The organism is Bacteroides sp. MSK.20.12, assembly GCF_019052435.1.
Classification (GTDB): domain Bacteria; phylum Bacteroidota; class Bacteroidia; order Bacteroidales; family Bacteroidaceae; genus Bacteroides; species Bacteroides xylanisolvens.
Window position 1 is genome coordinate 1 of the sequence record NZ_JAHQVH010000023.1, and the last position, 20285, is coordinate 20285.

Here is a 20285-nt window from a genome sequence, read left to right on the forward strand (position 1 = left end):
TCCTCTTTAGACTGGCTAAGATTTATGCATACCCCCAATGATTATCGGGTGAGCCCTGACGGGTTGAATAGAAAATGCCATTGATATAGCTTATAATACACGTTATAAGAGATCAGATAAGTGTAGAAAAAATAGTGACGCCATAAGCTCGGGATAGTGACGGTATTGTTGTTGTATACCGTCACTATCCTTACCGGATAGCGTCACTATTTTGTGGCAGAGAATCTGTTGACGAATATTATCATTGGATCTTGTGGTTAGGGGAGATAAAAACAAAATCCTGACGAAATCGCTTCGGCAGGATTCTATTTCATTTTTTACTTAAATGTGGCTACGTAATAAAATTATGACTAATTAATTCAATTCTGATACTGCAAAGATAATGCGTTTCAGTATGAGTCACAATCACCTTTATGAGGTATATTATGTAGTAGTTCTCACTATTTATGGTTAGTAGCAGGTGTTTTTTCTACTTTCTTCCACTCTTTTGTCTCAAAATCATATGTTTTAATGATTCTTGCAGGGCATCCGGCGCATATTGAATAAGGTGGAACGGAATGACTGACTACGCTTCCGGCAGCCACTACGCAATGTCTTCCTAGGGTTACTCCCGGTAGAATGACCGAATTGGCGCCTACCCATACGTCATCTTCAATGACAACAGGCAGTGTGCTGACTCCTTGTTCATCAATCATCTTTTCCGCATCCTGGTAATTGTGGTTAAGTCCTGTGACTGTTACATTCTGTGCCAGGTTGACATGGTTGCCGATATGAACCGGACCTATGATTGTATTTCTTAATCCGATGCGTGTATAATCTCCGATTGTTAGGTCGCCAACTGCATTGTTCAGGCAGGAGAAATCTTCGACAACAGAATATTTTCCCAAGAAGAACCGGTTGAAAGGAGGGAGGTCTTTGCGGACGCTTCGGTAGATAACAGAACCCTTTCCACGTTTCAGGTATATGAAATCGAAGAGCCGTATCCACCAGTTGGGGCGAGTTTTAACGGGATGCATGATGAAACGATGCACAGCCTGTTTTAAACCGGGGTTTTCTTTAATTCGCTGTTTTAGTGTTTTTTTCTCCATATTGAATGTTTTTTCTTCTTTTTGTCCTCTACCAGATAATCAGGGATTGCCAGACTGTAAGTGATTAATAGACCGAAGAGTGCAATCCACCATCCAAATGATAAGGTCCAATTATATATGGTAATCAACAAAGTCCAGATGCTTACAAAGATACATAATTTAAGTGGAGAAGGTATCAATTGTTGTACGATCCGGTTACAGAAACTCCAGTTTCCTTCAAATATGGAAGGGAGTAAGTAAGAAGTCGTTTTCCGGATACGTTTCCGATAAGGGCAGACCGGAGCGGATTGGCAGTAAACAATTACGTCCGGTAGGTAGTCAATGTATATATTCTGTCGGAATAACTTTCGCTCAATATTGGTTTTGGAACTTTTCATGTTCTTTTGCAGCCATTTCAGATCGATTACCATGTTGGTTCCAAGCAAATAGGATGATAGTCCGAATTGTGTATTACCGGCTCTGCAAAGGCTGTTTTTTATTTCTTCACGTATGGCACAGAAGTGATTACGGAAACCTTTGTGGTTTTCTATCACCGTATGTAGCTGGACGGCTTGTATACCAGCATCGTATGCATTGTATATTTTGTCCAGAAATTGCGGAGATAAAGCGGATGCTGTATGGGATAGAAAGAGAACCAGATCGTAGTGCTCTGGGTCTAAACTGTGGATTGTCTGATGCAGATCGCTGTATGTGATAAACTCATATGATTCTTCTTTATATATATCTGGAAGAAGGCTTCCTTCTGGAACGAGAATGGCGCAACGATATGCTTTTTGAGCTTTAGGGTAAGTGATATGTTTGCAATGTGAAGCTACGGCCATCACAAAGAGGTATAGCAGCAAAAGCCCTGTACAGAAGAATATCAGGTCATCTATTATGTAGATATAAGAGTCTATCATCTGGAAGGAGATTATACGTTCTCTTTTTGAATGAATGCAGTAACTGTTTTCAGAATAATCTTTATATCCAACCAGAAAGAGAATGTCTTTGCATAGGTAATATCCAACTGCTTACGTTCTTCGGCAGAAAGTTTACCGGCTTCACCTCTTTTCTCTACCTGCCATAAACCGGTCAATCCGGCCGGACCCATGAAACGGTCGATGTGCTCATCGCTTGTCAGCAATTCGGCTTCATAGAGTGGGAGAGGACGGTTGCCTACTATTGACATATCCCCCTTTAAAATATTAATAAGCTGAGGTAATTCGTCAATACTATATTTACGGATAATGCGTCCTATCTTTGTTATTCGCGGGTCATTTTCCAATTTAACGAAAGCATTGCTTTTTTCTTTGGACTTCTTGTTGATGTAGTCTTCTTCGGAGATTACGAAATCGTCCGATATCAGGAGGATTTCTTCTTCGTCGGCTTCTTCATTAATTTCCGCTTCCGGTTCTTCTCCCCAAATATCCTCATCTTCCTGTTGATACTGGTTAAGAGCATTGAAATCCTTTAAATGCTTGTCGGCATCAGTGTACATCGAACGGAATTTAAGGAAGTCGAATATCTGATAGTTACTTCCTACTCGCTTGGATTTGTAGATAATGGGGCCCTTGCTTTCTAACCGGATAGCTAATGCAGTAAATATTAGGAGAGGAGAAAGGCATAATATCGCCATTCCCGAAAAGAATATATCAAAAGTTCGTTTCCATAAAGGCAACCGGAAAGCATTAATATTTTGTGTTTTAAGCTGAAGTGCCTTTATTTTCTGATCTTTTCTTCGTTTAAGGAAAGTCGATAAGTCTTTTAAAGCCTCTTGGCTCGTTTCATATTTGATTGTATTGTTAATGCCGGCTTTAAGATATTCGGATGCTTCTTCCTTAGACAAGGAATCGATGACGAGTATCATATAAAGTCCCGGATATTTTTTGCGCATGTATTGGATATCTGCAATATCTTGGGATAAGTTCACCTGTTCGAAAAATAGGGCTGCGTCATATTTTTCGCGTATTTTCTCCAATACTTTGACAGCTTTGCTACAATTGGACGCAGCATAGAATACCCCAATACTTAGTCGGGAGAGTAGTTCTATTGTTTTGCTATCTCTGCCTATATAAACAAAATATTGCATGTGTAGAAGACCCGGTATTAGTCAATAATCTTTTTGATTCGGATTTTGAGTTCCAATGGGTTGAATGGTTTCAGGATATAGTCTTCTGCTCCCTCTTCCAGTAGTCTGATTCTTTCCGTTGTACTTTCTTCGCTGGATAACATAACGATAGGAATTGACTTGAATAATTCATTGTTCTTCATGTATCTTAAAAATTCATCACCCATCATAAGAGGCATACGAATGTCTGAAATAATGAGGTCAGGTACATTGCCTTCATTAAGCCATTCTATTGCTTTGATGGGATCTTCCAAATAGGTAAAATCATACTCTTTTCCTAGATACACACCGGCCACTTTTCCGATTGTCGATTTATCGTCGACTAGTAATATTTTTTTCTTCATACGAATAGACCTTTCTATCGCTTGCTTTGTTATTTGATTTATTGATTGAGATTGTTGCCACATTATATTTGTGATACACTGCAAATATAGATATTATTTTAGAATAATCTCCATTCTGGAGAGTAAAATTCGTGATATATGTTTTTTTTCTATTAATTGCGACTAACAGTATCTTGATGAAAAAACACGGATTTCAACTTTCATGAAATCCGTGTTGATGATTGACTGTTTGGCTTATTTATAGACTCTTGATGAATCAAAAGTTTTCCACCATTCTTCATTCTTAGTACCGCCACTTGTTACCCAACTTTCGAACAGCGAGTAAGCAGATTTGATATTCACATATTCCAAAGGCCATTTGAAGTCTGTCGGAACCATGATTCCCCATGCCAGGTTATCTTTACTGATGTAATATCTTTTGCGAGAAGTAGAGCTATCGTCGTTGTTGCCTCCGAACAAGTCGGTATTTGCTAACTTAGTGGGTTGGTAACCGACGATATGGATCTCTTTACGCTGGTTTCTGTTTCCTTCTACGAAGATGAACACATTCAGTTTGTTGATATTAAGCTCATCCACAGAAATTGGGTTACTGAACTTGATAGTGAAACTGATATTTTTAGGATTCGTATTGGCAGAATGATCTTTAATGGTATTAATCTGTTCGTAACGGTCTCTTCCCAATGCGTTGTGAGCATCGTCAAATAATGGGATAACAGCATAGTCCTGGCCGTTCTCAATCTTATTACTATTCACATTAAAGTTTTTAGCAAGAGAGTTATCACTGAACACCACCGGTTGTGTGATAGCACTGGCAGGAACACCGTCCAGCATGATAGCAGCTCCGATGCTCTTCGTAGCTCCGGCAGCCGATAAATCAAGACTTAGCGTGAACTCTTCTGCCTTATTATCCTTGTTGATGGAAATCTTTCTTTCTTTGATAATCAAAACAAGGTCGTTCATATCGTAATCTCCATATAAAGGCCACTGGTCTTCAAATAGATAAGCGTAATTACGAGTGTCATCCATGATGATCGGGAATTTAGGATCTTCTGGTTCTTCTCCTTCATTTCCATTATTCTTAGTACCCGTGCAGACATCTATCACGACTTTGGATTCTCCCATTTTAGTGAAGTATGCGCCATTTTGTACATAGAAGTTGTTCCAATATGGGCTCTTTTCAACATGATTATCACATTCAATAACTAAGTTTCCGTCATACGTAAAACCTTGTCCGGTTATAACCGGAGATTTTATCATAGAAGTATTTTCGCCCTTTCCGTAAAATTTAGCATGAGCTGTATTCATGTAAATACTTGTAGTTGCATCCAGCATAGAACCATTGCTCAAGTTGACTGTCCCATTAACAAACTCCATCGTAGGAGCTTTTAAATATCCTTGGGTAAAGTTGAATGTTGCTCCGTTTGCATAGAAAGAAGTTGTGGCTTCCAGGCTGCAAGCATTGTTGAATGTTGTATTGGTGAGGCTTATAGTTGTAAATCTCATGATGTTGTTATTGGTAGCAACAGCATCAGAATTTGCAATTAATTCCTTACCATAAATCTCTCCGTTATTTTCTAGTGAGAAATTAGATGGCAGATTTAATGTACCTTCAAGCTCAATTTTATTATCATTCACAATTTTTGTGTTAGAATTGATTGAGATGTCTCTGCTTGTTATGGTTCCTTCGTTGTAGAGTGTTGCACCGGAATGCAGAATCATGGTATTTGTTACCGCCAGTGTCCCCCAGTTTCTTAATGCAGCAGGCGCTCCATTAGTGAATGATACATCGTCTGCGTTTACTTCTCCTTTTTCCATGATAGTCAGCATGGAGTTTCTGATGAATGTCATGGTTCCTGATGCATTAATCTTTGCATTGTTCATCACAATGATTTCAATTCCGTTCTGGAATTGGAAAGTTGCAGGAATAGTCCATTGGGCATCTACATAAACTCTGGTTGCAATATCACCGTCATATCCGTCAAATTTGAATATACCATTATAGTCAGAGGTGATTTTGTAATTAGCATTACGCAGTAAAGTAGTTCCTGTCATTTCTGTAACTTCCTTAGCGTCAGCTGGTATGGAAGAATAATCCGGTTTTTCAAATGCGAGGCTTCTTGTAGCGGCACCACGACTCATTAATGCTCTATTTTGTGCTGCAGATTCTGCATAATAGAGCTTACAGGTAATATTATCGCTGTTTTCCGGCACATCGAACTGATATACCTGTTCACGTCCTCTTGGGTCGGTTTGTTTCACGTAAATACCCTTTTGAGTGGGAAGCAGGCTGACAGCAGCTGTAAATTTAAAGTTGTTTTCTTTGTTAGCTGTCCTTGTAGCGAGTACGGAAGCATTTTCGTTAGTCAAAGGATCTTCTGCATATATTTCAATTAAATAAGCAAATTGCCCTCCTTCTTCATCTTTCACTTCGACTGAAACATTTTTAGTGGTTATCATGTTCCAATTGATATCATCGGGAGCAGCAAAGCCATCTCCCATCGGGTTAGGTGTTTCATAAGACGGATCATAGAGATCCTTTCCGGAGTCCACACAACTAAACATAGTACCTGCCATTGCTATTGCAATAATGGGCACAAATTGAACTGTTTTTTTCATCATAATGTATTATTGCTTGATTGTTTGTAACCAAATCCATCACAAAAATAACTGCATATCTTTTATTGGAAATGTTTTTTCTGTTATTTTATAGAGTGAAAACAACTATACTTCTGTTTTGGTTCTTCTTTGGCTCGTTTAGGTTTGATGAAGTCTCGATGATGGTGAAGAGAAATCCCTTGATTTTCACTTTTATAAGACTGCTCTGCTTAAAATGAAAATCAAAGGATTATATTAAGTGTATTTAATTTAAGACTTAGTAATTTCTCCTATTAAGCAGGAGTTCATTTTATATCGGATATCCTTGTTGGGTAATCCATGTCCCAATAAAAACATGAGTTTTGTTATGGCACATTCGGGAGTACTGTCATATCCGCTGATTACACCTGCTTCCAAAAGGTGCATTCCTGTTTCATAACGTCCCATCTCTACTGCTCCGGAGGCACATTGTGTGATGTTGACAATGATAATTCCACGATCGGTAGCCTCTTTTAGCTGACGGATGAACCATTCCTTTTGCGGGGCATTTCCCGAACCGAAGGTTTTCATGACAACTGCCTTCAATCCGGGAACATGAAGCAGAGAAGTTACGATACTCTCCTGAATACCAGGGAAGAGAGTCAAAATAACTACATTGGTGTCAAATAGATAATGCGGCTTTAATGGTTTTGTCGGATCTGGTTTCCGGATAAGATGGGGTTCATATTTGATGTGGATACCTACCCGTGCCAAGGGTGGATAATTGAAAGAGCGGAAAGCGTTAAAATTCTCCGCATTAATTTTGGTGGTACGGTTGCCACGCATCAAATGATTTTCAAAGAAAATACAAACTTCAGGAACGATGGCCGTACCATCCGGGTTTTTGGCAGCTGCGATTTCAATGGCTGTGATGAGATTTTCTTTTCCGTCTGTGCGCAAAGTTCCGATTGGTAGCTGGGAACCGGTGAGAATGACGGGCTTGCTTAGGTTTTCGAGCATAAAGCTTAATGCAGAGGCTGTGTAAGCCATCGTATCTGTTCCGTGAAGGATGACAAAACCATCAAAATAATCATAATTGTAATTGATAATCTTTACTAGCTTTGCCCAGTAAGCAGGTTCCATATCCGAAGAGTCGAGAGGGGGATCAAATTGGTAGGAAGAGATGCGGTAGTTGAATCTTTTTAGTTCGGGTACATGCTTAAGCAAATGATCGAAGTTGAAGTTTTCTAAGGCACCTGTTTCCGGATTCTCTATCATTCCGATAGTTCCACCCGTGTAAATTAACAAAACGGAAGGGGTTTCTGCTCTCATAATTGTTGAATTACTGTTAAAACGCTGGCAAAGATAGGAAAAAATAGTGATTTATGATTTATGAATTATGATTTATGAGTTTTCGAATGATTTTGTAGATTTATCATTCATGTGAACCTCCCTCACGTCCCTCACACTTGATTAATTTATTAGAATTACCAATGACCTGGATTCAACTGCTGATTCGCATAAATCATAATTCATAAATTATAAATCATAAATCATTTCACCGCTTCTTTTAATTTAAGGATGGCTTTTTCCGGGTCTTTTTCTTCTTCGAGCAGAGTAACGAACTTACTGCCGATGATAGCTCCGGAAGCGTGTTCGCAAGCTGCCTGGAACGTTGCTTTATTGGAGATGCCAAATCCTATCATCAACGGATTGTTCAGATGCATATCTTTTATTTTCTTGAAGTATGCCTGTTTTTGTTCGTTGAAATTCTGTTGTGCTCCGGTAGTTGCTGCTGATGAAACCATGTAAATGAATCCGTCGGTATGTGTATCTATTTCGCGTACCCGTTCTTCGCTGGTCTCCGGTGTGATGAGCATAATCACTTTAATGTTGTAGCGCTCGGCAATGATACGATAATGTTCTTGATAATCACGGAAAGGGAGATCGGGGATGATGACGCCATCAATACCGCATTCCACGCATTTACGGCAGAAGTTTTCAAATCCGAATTGCATGATTGGATTTAAGTACCCCATGAATACAAGTGGTATTTTTACGTCCTTGCGAATATCCCGCAATTGTTCAAAAAGAAGTTTTAAAGACATGCCGTTGCGCAATGCTTGGGTAGCGGCATTCTGGATAACAATGCCGTCTGCCATCGGATCACTGAAAGGAATACCGATTTCAATCATGCTTACTCCATGTTTTTCGAGTGTGCGGATTACATTGGCAGTACCATCTAAAGTGGGGGTGCCGGCACAAAAATAAATAGAAAGTATGTCTTTCTTGTTGCTATTGAAAAGTTGATTAATTCTATTCATGACGTTGGAATTTTAAAGTGATGATTTTAATTCGTTTAAAAATGTCCGGATACGCTCCGGATCTTTTTCTCCCGGTTTGGTTTCAAAACGGCTGTTGAGATCATATCCGGCAAGCCGGGGATGCTTGAATTCTTTCAGGGCATTGGCACTGTATGAGTTGATACCTCCGCTCAAAAGGAAAGGTACATCTCCGTTATATGTGTGTAATATGCTCCAATCAAATTGATTTCCCGAACCACCATATTGCTCGCATTTGGTATCGAACAGAAAAAGATCACAGACTTTTTCGTAGTCATACACCTTTTTCAAGTCTTTGGGGCGGTCTACGGAAAAGGCCTTGATGATTTTCAATCCGGTAGAATGTAAGGACCGGCAGTATTCCGGCGATTCATTTCCGTGGAGTTGCACATCATTCAGTCCGAAACGATCAGCATACATGCTGACCACTTGCTTATCTTCATTGACAAAGACGCCGACACGCCGGGCATGAGTGGGCAGGTAAGCCGGAAGCTCGTAGACACATCGGGGAGATTTAGGATAAAAGATGAATCCCAGCATATCTATGCCTTCGATAGCCTCTACGTCCTGTATGTTTTCAGCTTCTCGCATACCGCATACTTTGATAATTTTTCCGTTAATCATAGGGCTGTCCGTTTTGAATAATTAGTTTATTGAATGGCTTGCAGGAAATTCTGTAAAGTTTCTCCCGGTCGCTGTGTTTTCATAAATGTTTCGCCGATCAGGAATCCCCGGAATCCGGCTGCCCGGAGGCGTTTAACTATTTCCGGATCGGAGATGCCGCTTTCAGATACCAGTACCGCATCTTGAGGAAGTTGTCCGACCAGGCGGAAAGAGTTTTCTACATCGGTGAAGAAAGTACCCAGATTACGGTTGTTGATACCTACCATATCTATTCCTTTGTTAATGTACGCCAGTTCTTCGGAACTATGAATCTCTAATAAGACCTCCAGTCCTAATTCATGGGCTTTTTCTGCAAGTTCATTGCATTTTTCCGGTTCTAGTGCGGCTGCAATGAGAAGTACGGCATCTGCACCAACAATTTTAGCTTGGTAAAGCTGGTATTCATCAATGATGAAGTCCTTTCTAAGGATGGGAATTTCCACCAAAGGGCGTGCGGCGCGGATATCTTTCAGGCTTCCTCCGAAAAACTTCTCATCAGTAAGGATGGAAAGGGCGGAGGCACCTGCCGCTGCATAGGAGGGAACGATCTCTTCCGGACGCGCTTCTTCTTGTATCCATCCTTTGGAAGGAGAGCGCCGCTTGAACTCGGCGATAATACCTGATGTGGAAGAGGCTAATGCCTGCTTCATAGAGCGGGGAGTCGGAGATTCGCTGATACCTTCCTGTAATTGTTCGATAGAAATAGCCTGCTTTTGCAGGTCAACTTCAAATCGTTTGTTTGCTATAATCTCGGATAATATATCTTTCATTAGTTCGTTTGTTTTTATATTTATAATCAGACTTGCTAATCGTAAATCAAATTAACTATTCAATTCGATGAATTTTTTTAGTGTTGCTAATGCACGTCCGCTTTCCAATGATTCTTTGGCAAGAGCAATACATTCTTCAATTGTCTTTTCCGGACGAATCACATGGATAGCGAAAGCAGAGTTGACTATCACTACATTTTTTTGAGCTTCCGTAGCTGTATTATTCATGATATGATCGAAAATCTTAGCTGCATCTTCCGGTGTTTGTCCGCCATCCAGATCAATATCCTTATAACGGGAGAAGCCGAGGCTTTCGGGAGTGTAAATCTTTTCATGATCGCTGGTTGCCACTTTAAACTCATTGGTCAGAGAAATCTCATCATATCCGTCAAGGCTATGAACAACGGCAAATTTCGTCTTGCTTTCCTGATAAGTATAGGTGTAAAGGCGAAGTAACGGTAGATTGTAAACTCCTAACAATTGGTAAGCAGGTAATACCGGATTTACCAATGGACCGAGCATATTGAAGAAAGTGCGCACTGCCAATCCTTTACGAACCGGAGCTACTGCTTTTAATGCCGGATTGAATAAAGGGGCATGCAGATAAGCAAGATTGCATTTTTCCATGCTGCGACGCAGTTGGTCTACATCACTGGTGAATTTTACACCGTGTTGCTCCATTACATTACTGGCACCACTGACCGACGTTGCTCCATAGTTACCATGTTTCACAACCGGGAAGCCGGCTCCGGCAACTGTGAAGCAGGAAGCTGTAGAAATATTGAATGTATTTTTTCCGTCACCTCCGGTTCCTACGATATCAATCGGAGCGAAATCACTCAAATCGACCGGAATACGCATTTCCAACAGTGCGTCACGGAAACCGCATAATTCCTCTACGGAAATATTACGCATCAGAAAGACGGTGATGAGTGAGGCCACTTGCACATCGTTATATTTCCCTTGCGCGATGTTCTGTAGAATGGTGCGCGCTTCATCGCGTCCCAAATATTGATGTTCGAAAAGTTTGTATAGAATCTGTTTCATAAGTTTAATCGTTTAAGAAGTTTTTGATAATTTCTTTTCCTTGCGGAGTTAATACTGATTCGGGATGGAACTGAATACCATGTACATTATACGTTTTATGGCGGATTGCCATGATTTGTCCCTCCTGGCTTTCTGCTGTTATTTCCAGACAGTCCGGAAAGCCTTCCCGGCTGACTACCCAGGAATGATATCTTCCAACAGGGATTTCTTTTCCTAATCCTTCAAAAAGCAGGTCCTGACGAATGATACTTACCGGAGTTTGTACGCCATGATATACTTCTTTGAGATTTTCCAGACGTGCTCCGAAGGCTTCGCCGATAGCCTGATGACCCAGGCAAACCCCCAGAATGCTTTTGGTCGGAGCGTATCTCTTAATAATAGGTAGTAACAAGCCGGCTTCTTCGGGTATGCCCGGTCCGGGAGACAGGATGATTTTATCAAAACGATCTACTTCATCAAGCTCTATCTGGTCGTTGCGGACTACTTCTATATCTGTAGCCCCTAATTCTTTCACTACATGCAGCAGGTTATAAGTGAAAGAGTCGTAGTTATCTAAAAGTAATATTTTCATTTTTATTGTCATTGTAAAATGGTTGTTCAAATACTATCTCTGCTTTTCTGCCTAAAGAAATAGAAGCGTTTAGGCAACGGGAATCTTTTTTCAGGCAACAGCAATTATTTTTTAGGCTGACTATTTTGGCCGGTTAATTTTTTAATTTGACAGCTAAATCAATTGCTTTTTTCAGTGCTCCCAGTTTATTGTTCACCTCTTGCAGTTCGTATTCATCTTGGCTGCGTGCTACGATACCTCCTCCGGCCTGGAACCAGAGTTCGTTGTTGCGGCTTACAAAAGTACGGATGGTGATTGCTTGGTTTAATTCGCCATTCAATCCGATAAAACCGATACAACCACCGTAGGCTCCACGATTATGTGGCTCGATTTCACTGATTAACTGCATAGCGCGTACTTTGGGGGCGCCGCTTAACGTACCGGCCGGGAACGTGTCAATAAACGTTTTTATTTTGTCTGCGCCTTCATTCAGCATACCACTGACACGGCTTACCAAATGAATAACATGGCTATAATATTGCGGTTCCTTATAGAATACCACGCGTACGTCATGGCAATTACGTGAAAGATCGTTTCTTGCAAGATCAACCAGCATGACATGCTCTGCATTTTCTTTAGGGTCGGCCAGTAAAGCCTCTGTCAATTCGCGGTCTTTTACTGTGTCTCCCGTGCGACGGGTGGTTCCGGCAATCGGATCAATGTAGGCGCGGCCGTTTTCGATTTTGCAATGTGTTTCCGGCGAAGAACCAAAGATACGATATCCTCCGAAGTCGAAATAGAAAAGATAAGGAGAAGGATTGATGCTGCGGAGTGCGCGATAAACTTTGAAATCATCTCCGGCGTATGGTTGGATAAATCTTCTGGAAAGCACGATTTGGAAAACATCTCCGCGCATACAGTGTGCGATTCCTTTGCGCACATTTGCTTTGTGCTCTTCGTCGGTGATGGGGCTGGTTACGGGGCCTGTTACAGAGAAATTGTAGGAAGCATAATTCCGGTTTTCGATGGCTGCTTCCAGTTCCGGCAAACCGCTTTCTTCTCCTTCGGACAACATTTCAACTAATGTCAGCTCATTTTTGAAATGATTGAAAACAATGACATACTTATATAATATGTATAGTAAATCCGGAGCATCGTTTTGCTCATCATGACTTTCTTTCACCGGGATGTGCTCGAAGTACTTCACGGCATTAAACGTCGTATATCCGTAAAGTCCGCATACATTCTTATTATCTCCGGCCACCTGAAACTGATTGATAAACCGGTTCATGGCCTTTTCTACATTGAATGTTTTTGTCAGCGGTTCTTCCGTACGGCTATTATCGGGATAGTTGGCAGTGACAATGCCACCGTTTACACCGATGCTTGCCAAGGGACAAAGGGCTATAAATGACAGGGAATTTTCTCCGGCATGATAATCGGAACTTTCCATTAATGCGGATTGAGGATACATGTCGCGTACTTTCAGATAAATGCTGACGGGAGTATGCATATCTCCGAGCACTTGTTTGCTATGGGTAGTATAATTAAATGTTTTCATTTCTATAATTGCTTGATTATTGATTGCGAATGATGGTTGACTAATTATTTATAGCTGTTCGTTAAACGACAAATAGGTTTCAATATCTTTGTCTCCTCGTCCCGAAACAGTCAATACAACGATATCTTCCGGCTTGAACTTCAATTTTTTCAAAGCTCCTAATGCATGGGCGGATTCCAATGCAGGGATAATACCTTCGAGTTTGGTTAGTTCGTAGGCAGCTTCTATCGCTTCGTCGTCGTTGATTGCCAATACGTTGGCACGGCTTTGGGCGGCAAGGTTAGCGTGTATCGGACCAATGCCCGGATAATCTAGTCCGGCGGAAATGGAGTATGGTTCCTCTATCTGTCCGTCCTCGTTTTGGATGACATAGGTACGTGCTCCGTGGATAATTCCCATTTTGCCGAGTTGGATGGTAGCGGCGGTCATTCCGGTTTCTATTCCTTTACCTCCCGCTTCCGCCAGGATAATGCCTACCCGTTCGTCGTTGATATAATGATAAATCGTTCCGGCAGCATTACTTCCTCCTCCCACGCAGGCTATCAGATAATCCGGATAATCGCGTCCTTCTTTTTCTTGCAGTTGCTTTTTGATTTCTTCGCTGATAACAGATTGCAGACGTGCTACCATGTCAGGGTAGGGATGAGGACCTACGGTAGATCCGATGATATAATAAGTGTCGGCAGGATGACAGCACCAGTCGCGGATCGCTTCGTTGGTTGCATCTTTCAGAGTCATGTTGCCGGAAGTAACGGGGATAACGGTGGCTCCCAACATTTTCATTTTCTCTACATTGATGTGCTGGCGTTCTACGTCCGTCTTTCCCATATAAACGATACATTCCATATCCATCAATGCACAGACGGTAGCTGTTGCTACTCCATGTTGTCCGGCTCCGGTTTCGGCGATGATACGCTTCTTTCCCATGCGGCGTGCCAGTAAGATTTGTCCGATGGTGTTGTTGATTTTGTGAGCACCTGTATGATTCAGGTCTTCCCGTTTCAGATACAACTTGCAACCGTACTTTTCAGAAAGGCGTTTGGCCAGATAGAGTGGGGAGGGACGTCCTACGTAGTCACGTAGCAACTGGTCGAACTCCTTCTTAAAATCTTCGCTTTCAATCACTTCGAGGTACTTATTCGTTAGTTCCTCAACACATTTGTGGAGGATTTCTGGTACGTAAGCACCGCCGAATTCTCCGTAATAGCCATCCTGGTCAACTAAAAAACTTTTCATAATCCTATCTGTATTTTTATGTTATTATTGAATCTGTTTTGAAACGGGTAAATAAAAAGAGCCCTGTCGCAGGTTGCGACAGGGCTCTTTCAAATTTGTTATATCTTTAATGAGGTATATACATACGAGCACTGCTCCCTTACGACTGTCGGAGTTGTAACGGGCGCCACCACCAATATGTATTTACTAACATTGTTCTCATTGTCTTTTGTAATTTTATGGGGGCAAATATAGACACTTTGTTTGAAACAGCAAACAAAATATGACTTTTTTTCTCTTTTGCCTTCATTTTTCTGATATAGAACAATTTTCAACCTGAACTGTTCTTATAAATATTGAATATTTAAACAAAAACAATTATGAAACAGAGAAAAGTTTTAGTAGGTATCGCTATTGCCATTTTCATTATATTATTATTGTATTGGTTATTGGTAGCAGAGGATATGAAACCCTGGTTGTCGGCTATGGTTCCTTCCGTGGCACAACAATTCTTTGCTTGATTCTGACAGGCCTCGGATAAATCATGTATCTTTGCAAGGATAGTGACTAATAACCAAAATAATAACAATAGACTAAGATATGGAAAATTTTATTTTTCAAAATCCTGTGAAACTAATCATGGGAAAAGGGATGATTGCCCGGCTGGCTAAAGAAATACCGTCCGACAAACGTATTATGATTACTTTTGGCGGCGGAAGCGTGAAGAAAAACGGAGTGTACGATCAGGTAAAGGAAGCATTGAAGGACCATTTTACGGTAGAATTTTGGGGAATCGAACCCAATCCTGCCATCGAAACTCTCCGTAAAGCGATTGCTTTGGGAAAAGAAGAGAAAGTGGATTATTTGCTGGCTGTTGGCGGCGGTTCTGTTATTGACGGTACGAAATTGATTTCCGCAGGAATCCTGTATGATGGTGATGCCTGGGATTTAGTACTTGCCGGACGCCCGGTAACTCATACTGTACCTCTTTCCACTGTATTGACTTTGCCTGCTACCGGTTCGGAAATGAATAACGGAGCAGTTATTTCCCGTCGCGAAACGAAAGAGAAATATCCTTTTTATGCCAACTATCCAATCTTCTCTATTCTTGATCCGGAAGTAACTTTTACCTTGCCACCTCATCAGGTAGCTTGTGGATTGGCTGATACCTATGTTCATGTGATGGAGCAATATATGACTACTTCCGGACAGAGTCGCGTTATGGACCGTTGGGCAGAAGGTATTCTGCAAACTCTGGTGGAGATTGCTCCGAAAATTCGTGAAAACCAGCATGATTATCAACTGATGGCTGATTTTATGCTTTCGGCTACAATGGCATTGAATGGATTTATTGCTATGGGAGTGTCTCAAGACTGGGCTACTCACATGATCGGGCATGAAATTACTGCTTTGCACGGATTGACACATGGCCATACGTTAGCCATTGTTCTTCCTGCCACGTTGCAAGTGCTTCATGAAGAAAAAGGGGATAAGCTTTTGCAGTATGGTGAAAGAGTTTGGGGAATTACTTCCGGTACGAGAGAAGAGCGGATTGATGAAGCAATTTGCCGTACCGAAGAATTTTTCCGTTCACTGGGACTGACTACACGTTTGCATGAAGAGAACATCGGACAGGAAACTATTCTGGAAATCGAACGCCGCTTCAATGAACGTGGTGCTAAATATGGTGAGAATGGAAATGTAACAGGTGCTGTTGCTCGTAGAATATTAGAGACTGCACTTTAGGCACACTCTTACATGAAGTTTATAGAATAAGAAGGTTTCCGAAAAATCCTTCTTGCTAAATAAAATGTGTACCCTAAAAGTTGGATATAAAACTTTTGGGGTACATTTCATTAGTAGTGGTAATAATGTAAAGTAGCGGGGCAGTATTATTATCTTACAGGGTATACTTCATAATCAGTAACAGCAAAAAGAGTGATTTTATAAATCCAAGGCTTTTCGGTATTCTGTTTACTATTTCTCAATATTCTCTGTTCTTGGAATTTTGAACCAGAAACAAGAACCTTCTCCTTCTTTAGATTCCGCTCCGATAACTCCTCCCAGCCGCTCTACAATGACACGACAGATGGCTAGTCCGAGACCTGTTCCTTTAATAAACGAATTCAGTTTGACGAAACGTTCGAACACCTTGTCTATTTTGTCAGCAGGAATTCCGATACCTGTATCTTTTACATAAAAGTATATTTCATCACTTGCTTCTTCAATCCGGTATCCCATTTCGATAGAACCCTTGGAAGTGAACTTTAAGGCATTGTTTGTAAAGTTGATGATAACCTGTGATAAGCGTATGCGGTCTGTATTAATAATACATTGATTTGCTCTCTCTGTGAATACGATTTGTACGTCCGGTGAAGAGTTTTTTTCTTGCATTTGTCTGCAAATACCTTCCATCAGTTCATTAATGTCAGTTTGCGCAAATGTGAATTCCATAGTACCGGCTTCGATTTTGGAAAGATCCAGAATATCGTCTATCAGTTGCAATAATAAGATATTGTTGCTGGAGATTATTTTCACGAATTCCTGTTTCTCTTCTTCCTCCTCTGTCTGGCAAACCATTTCGGAAAATCCTACAATTGCGTTTAGTGGGGTTCGTATTTCATGGCTCATATTAGCTAGAAAGGCAGATTTCAGTCGATTGGATTCTTCGGCTTTTTCCTTTGCCTCTTGCAACATTCTGTTCATTTTTAGTTTTTCTGTGATGTTTTCAAAACGAAGTAATCCGCCAATAATTTCAGTTTCTTTTTCGTCGCCAAAAACGGGAGTTGCGGTCACTTCAAAATCTACATCGTCTACTCTGATTGTATGTCGGATTATTTTGCCTTGTTCGATTGCTTTCTTGAAAGCACATTGTCCACATGGTTCATTACGAAGTGCACTGGTCTGATAGCAAATTTTTCCCGGTATGTATCGTCTTCCTTTTACCAGGCTGGCGATTTGTCTTGTTTCTTCCCATTGCACCCGGTAATTTTTATCAATATAGATAAGCCCGAAGTCAATACTTTTTAGAGCTAGTTTCTGCTTCTTCAATGCTTTTTCCAGTTCTTCTTTGGCTGCAACCAATTCTCTTTCATAATTCTTGAGTTGGGTGATATCCCATCGGGTTGCCAGCAGCCATCTTTTTTCCCCTTCCCATGAAATAATTGATTTTACAGCAATCGTATCATGGGTGATTCCATCGGGAGTGATATATTTTTCTTCTTTGCGGTATACTTTGCCTTCTTGTACGAGTTCTTTGTCGATATTCCGGTATTTTTCTCCTCTTTCTTCTCCGTATATTTCGTAGTCAGTATGTCCGATAGCCTCTTCACTACTGATACCGGATTGAACGGCTGATTCTTTATTCCAGTAATAGTATCGGAAATCATTTGCAATGTCTTTTACGAAGATCGGAAAAGGAAGGTTGTCGAGAATATCAAAAGAAAAACGATAGGAATGATTGGTCTTTTTAATCGTTTTGTGTAATTTGTGGATTCTATATAATAAAATGCTGATGATAAGGAGTAAAATAATTACCAGTAAATAATTATAACCCCAAGGTACTTCACCAATCCAGAAAATTAACAAAATATTGTTTGCCATAAAATGTTTGATATAAATAGGGTGTAAAGATATGAATTGTTCTCTGAACTATCAAAAGATAATACATAAATATATTGATTTTCAACCTTATATTGTGACAGTGTAATAAAATGTGATGGATAAATGGGGACGTATGGTGTCTTTTATTTCCTGTATGGTATGATATTTTGCTTAATTTTGATTCTTTTTCTAGAGGTAAAATGTATTAAAATATTAAATGATGTCTCATGAACTAAAATCATTTCTAATTTGTTTTAATAACGCTGGAGTATTTTCTATTTTTGTTCACCTTAATAAGTTTTGATAGAGTCAAAATAAAACAATCATTTAATTACGTATGCTAATAACCATTATTATTCTCGTTCTTTCGGCTGTCTTTTTCGTGAACGGCAAGGTTCGTTCGGATATTGTGGCACTATGTGCGCTGATAGCCTTACTTGTTTTTCAGATATTAACTCCTGACGAGGCACTCTCCGGCTTTTCCAATTCGGTAGTCATTATGATGATCGGATTGTTTGTAGTAGGAGGGGCTATTTTTCAGACGGGACTGGCAAAAATGATTAGTTCCCGAATTCTTAAACTTGCGGGAACCAGTGAGATCCGGTTGTTTCTATTGGTGATGTTGGTGACTTCTGTCATTGGTGCGTTTGTCAGTAACACAGGCACGGTGGCATTGATGCTTCCTATTGTTGTTAGTCTGGCGATGAGTGCCGGCATGAATCCCAGCAGGCTGTTAATGCCGTTGGCTTTTGCAAGTAGTATGGGAGGTATGATGACTCTGATTGGTACTCCGCCGAACCTTGTGATACAGAATACGTTGACTTCCGCCGGACTTGAGCCGCTTTCTTTCTTCTCTTTCCTGCCTGTCGGCATTGTCTGTGTAATTGTCGGTACACTGGTTCTGATGCCGCTTAGTAAATGGTTTCTTTCTAAAAAAGGCCAGAAAGATGATAATAAACGTTCGGGCAAGTCATTGAAACAGTTGGTTAATGAATATGGACTCTCCAGTAATTTGTTTCGTTTACAGGTGATAAAAGATTCACGGCTTTTGGGGAAGACAATAATAGATTTGGATATTCGTCGTAAATATGGTCTGAATATTATGGAAGTTCGTCGTGGTGATGCATCGCAACATCGTTTTCTAAAAACGATTACTCAAAAGTTTGCTGCACCGGACACGATGTTAGAAGTAGAGGATATTTTGTATGTGACTGGAGACTTTGATAAGGTGCAACTCTTTGCGGAAGATTACCTGTTGGAGATCTTGGGCGACCATGCAACGGAAGAAACAAAAAGTACGACTAATTCGCTTGATTTTTATGATATCGGTATTGCTGAAATAGTATTGATGCCATCTTCTAATTTGATAAACCAGACAATTAAAGAAGCTGGTTTCCGTGATAAGTTTAATGTGAACGTATTAGGGGTTCGTCGTAAAAAGGAATATTTATTGCAAGATTTGGGGAATGAGCGTATTCATAGTGGTGACGTGCTTTTGGTGCAAGGAACATGGAATAATATAGCCCGTCTTAGTAAGGAAGATGCTGATTGGGTTGTTTTGGGGCAACCTTTGGCGGAAGCGGCTAAAGTTACGTTAGATTATAAAGCTCCGGTAGCAGCTGCTATTATGGTGTTAATGGTCGCAATGATGGTTTTTGATTTCATTCCGGTAGCTCCGGTTACAGCCGTTATGATAGCGGGTATATTGATGGTGCTTACGGGATGTTTCCGCAATGTGGAAGCGGCTTATAAAACGATTAACTGGGAAAGTATTGTATTGATTGCTGCCATGCTCCCTATGTCTCTGGCATTGGAGAAAACGGGAGCTTCGGAATATATTTCCAATACATTGGTGAACGGTTTGGGATCATACGGACCGATTGCATTGATGGCAGGTATTTATTTTACGACTTCGTTGATGACGATGTTTATTAGTAATACGGCTACCGCTGTTTTGCTTGCTCCGATTGCTTTGCAAAGTGCCATACAGATTGGAGTCAGTCCGGTTCCTTTTCTGTTTGCCGTGACGGTAGGTGCAAGTATGTGTTTTGCTTCTCCGTTCTCTACGCCGCCTAATGCCTTGGTAATGCCTGCAGGACAATATACTTTTATGGATTATGTAAAAGTAGGATTACCGTTGCAGATTATTATGGGAATCGTGATGATTTTTGTATTGCCATTGATTTTCCCCTTTTAGTCTTTGATTTTTATCTTGTCAATGGGGGAGATGAAAGAAATAGAGATTTGTAGCGCTGAATCTTTGTCTTTTTATGAAGAGTTGCATATTTCCATGCAACTCTTTTTTTTGCTGTATACTATTGAATAAATAGTATTAAAATTTTTATATTCAACGATATAACTAACTGTCATCTAATATAAATAATTAGAGTGAGGCGCTTTAAAAGATGTTAACTGCAAATC

General features: G+C 40.5%; 17 protein-coding genes. 3 read left to right on the forward strand and 14 right to left on the reverse strand.

The annotated features are described in order from the left end of the window. Positions 1-440: 440 nt before the first annotated feature. The 13 genes from KTR06_RS13315 to trpB all read right to left on the reverse strand — a co-directional run bounded on the left by KTR06_RS13315 (position 441) and on the right by trpB (position 14282). The gene (locus KTR06_RS13315; protein ID WP_120071064.1) at positions 441-1088 is read right to left on the reverse strand and encodes a DapH/DapD/GlmU-related protein; all 648 of its coding nucleotides are present in this window, start codon (positions 1086-1088) and stop codon (positions 441-443) included. After that, a complete protein-coding gene (locus KTR06_RS13320; RefSeq protein ID WP_120071069.1) occupies positions 1070-1987 on the reverse strand; it encodes a glycosyltransferase family 2 protein in 918 nt (305 codons plus the stop codon). The genes KTR06_RS13315 and KTR06_RS13320 overlap by 19 nt, the downstream gene beginning before the upstream one ends. An 11-nt stretch (positions 1988-1998) precedes the next feature. After that, positions 1999-3156 (reverse strand): sugar transferase, encoded by a 1158-nt coding sequence (locus tag KTR06_RS13325; RefSeq protein WP_120071072.1) that lies wholly within the window; start codon positions 3154-3156, stop codon positions 1999-2001. 17 nt (positions 3157-3173) lie between these two features. Next, a complete protein-coding gene (locus KTR06_RS13330; RefSeq protein WP_004300114.1) occupies positions 3174-3539 on the reverse strand; it encodes a PleD family two-component system response regulator in 366 nt (121 codons plus the stop codon). A gap of 234 nt (positions 3540-3773) precedes the next feature. Next, positions 3774-6158, reverse strand: a complete 2385-nt coding sequence (locus KTR06_RS13335) for an LruC domain-containing protein (RefSeq protein ID WP_120071076.1) — start codon at positions 6156-6158, stop codon at positions 3774-3776. A gap of 246 nt (positions 6159-6404) precedes the next feature. Then, a complete protein-coding gene (locus KTR06_RS13340) occupies positions 6405-7445 on the reverse strand; it encodes an asparaginase (protein ID WP_049702564.1) in 1041 nt (346 codons plus the stop codon). A 221-nt stretch (positions 7446-7666) separates the two neighbouring features. After that, positions 7667-8437, reverse strand: coding sequence for a tryptophan synthase subunit alpha (trpA, locus tag KTR06_RS13345; protein ID WP_004316614.1), 771 nt, complete (start codon positions 8435-8437; stop codon positions 7667-7669). A 12-nt stretch (positions 8438-8449) separates the two neighbouring features. After that, positions 8450-9079, reverse strand: a complete 630-nt coding sequence (locus KTR06_RS13350) for a phosphoribosylanthranilate isomerase (protein ID WP_008640637.1) — start codon at positions 9077-9079, stop codon at positions 8450-8452. A 26-nt stretch (positions 9080-9105) separates the two neighbouring features. Then, positions 9106-9888, reverse strand: a complete 783-nt coding sequence (gene trpC, locus KTR06_RS13355; RefSeq protein WP_217290414.1) for an indole-3-glycerol phosphate synthase TrpC — start codon at positions 9886-9888, stop codon at positions 9106-9108. A gap of 51 nt (positions 9889-9939) precedes the next feature. Next, positions 9940-10935 carry an anthranilate phosphoribosyltransferase gene (gene trpD / locus KTR06_RS13360; RefSeq protein ID WP_004316609.1) on the reverse strand — a complete coding sequence of 332 codons (996 nt, stop codon included), beginning with the start codon at positions 10933-10935 and terminating at the stop codon, positions 9940-9942. A 4-nt stretch (positions 10936-10939) separates the two neighbouring features. After that, positions 10940-11506, reverse strand: coding sequence for an aminodeoxychorismate/anthranilate synthase component II (locus KTR06_RS13365; protein ID WP_008770619.1), 567 nt, complete (start codon positions 11504-11506; stop codon positions 10940-10942). Between the two features lie 133 nt (positions 11507-11639). Continuing rightward, positions 11640-13046 carry an anthranilate synthase component I family protein gene (locus KTR06_RS13370; RefSeq protein ID WP_074705262.1) on the reverse strand — a complete coding sequence of 469 codons (1407 nt, stop codon included), beginning with the start codon at positions 13044-13046 and terminating at the stop codon, positions 11640-11642. 48 nt (positions 13047-13094) lie between these two features. Then, positions 13095-14282 carry a tryptophan synthase subunit beta gene (trpB, locus tag KTR06_RS13375; protein ID WP_007752215.1) on the reverse strand — a complete coding sequence of 396 codons (1188 nt, stop codon included), beginning with the start codon at positions 14280-14282 and terminating at the stop codon, positions 13095-13097. A gap of 359 nt (positions 14283-14641) precedes the next feature. Here trpB and KTR06_RS13380 point away from each other — a divergent pair, with 359 nt between their 5' ends. Together KTR06_RS13380 and KTR06_RS13385 are read left to right on the forward strand one after the other, a co-directional pair. Beyond that, complete coding sequence (locus KTR06_RS13380; protein ID WP_004300101.1) at positions 14642-14782, forward strand: hypothetical protein; 141 nt, start codon at positions 14642-14644, stop codon at positions 14780-14782. Between the two features lie 79 nt (positions 14783-14861). Further along, a complete protein-coding gene (locus KTR06_RS13385) occupies positions 14862-16007 on the forward strand; it encodes an iron-containing alcohol dehydrogenase (RefSeq protein WP_008022874.1) in 1146 nt (381 codons plus the stop codon). Between the two features lie 231 nt (positions 16008-16238). On the opposite strand, the gene KTR06_RS13390 is transcribed toward KTR06_RS13385, so the two are convergent. Beyond that, the gene (locus KTR06_RS13390; RefSeq protein WP_004315718.1) at positions 16239-17864 is read right to left on the reverse strand and encodes an ATP-binding protein; all 1626 of its coding nucleotides are present in this window, start codon (positions 17862-17864) and stop codon (positions 16239-16241) included. 337 nt (positions 17865-18201) lie between these two features. Here KTR06_RS13390 and KTR06_RS13395 point away from each other — a divergent pair, with 337 nt between their 5' ends. Continuing rightward, positions 18202-20061, forward strand: coding sequence for an SLC13 family permease (locus tag KTR06_RS13395; RefSeq protein ID WP_004315719.1), 1860 nt, complete (start codon positions 18202-18204; stop codon positions 20059-20061). Positions 20062-20285: the final 224 nt, after the last annotated feature.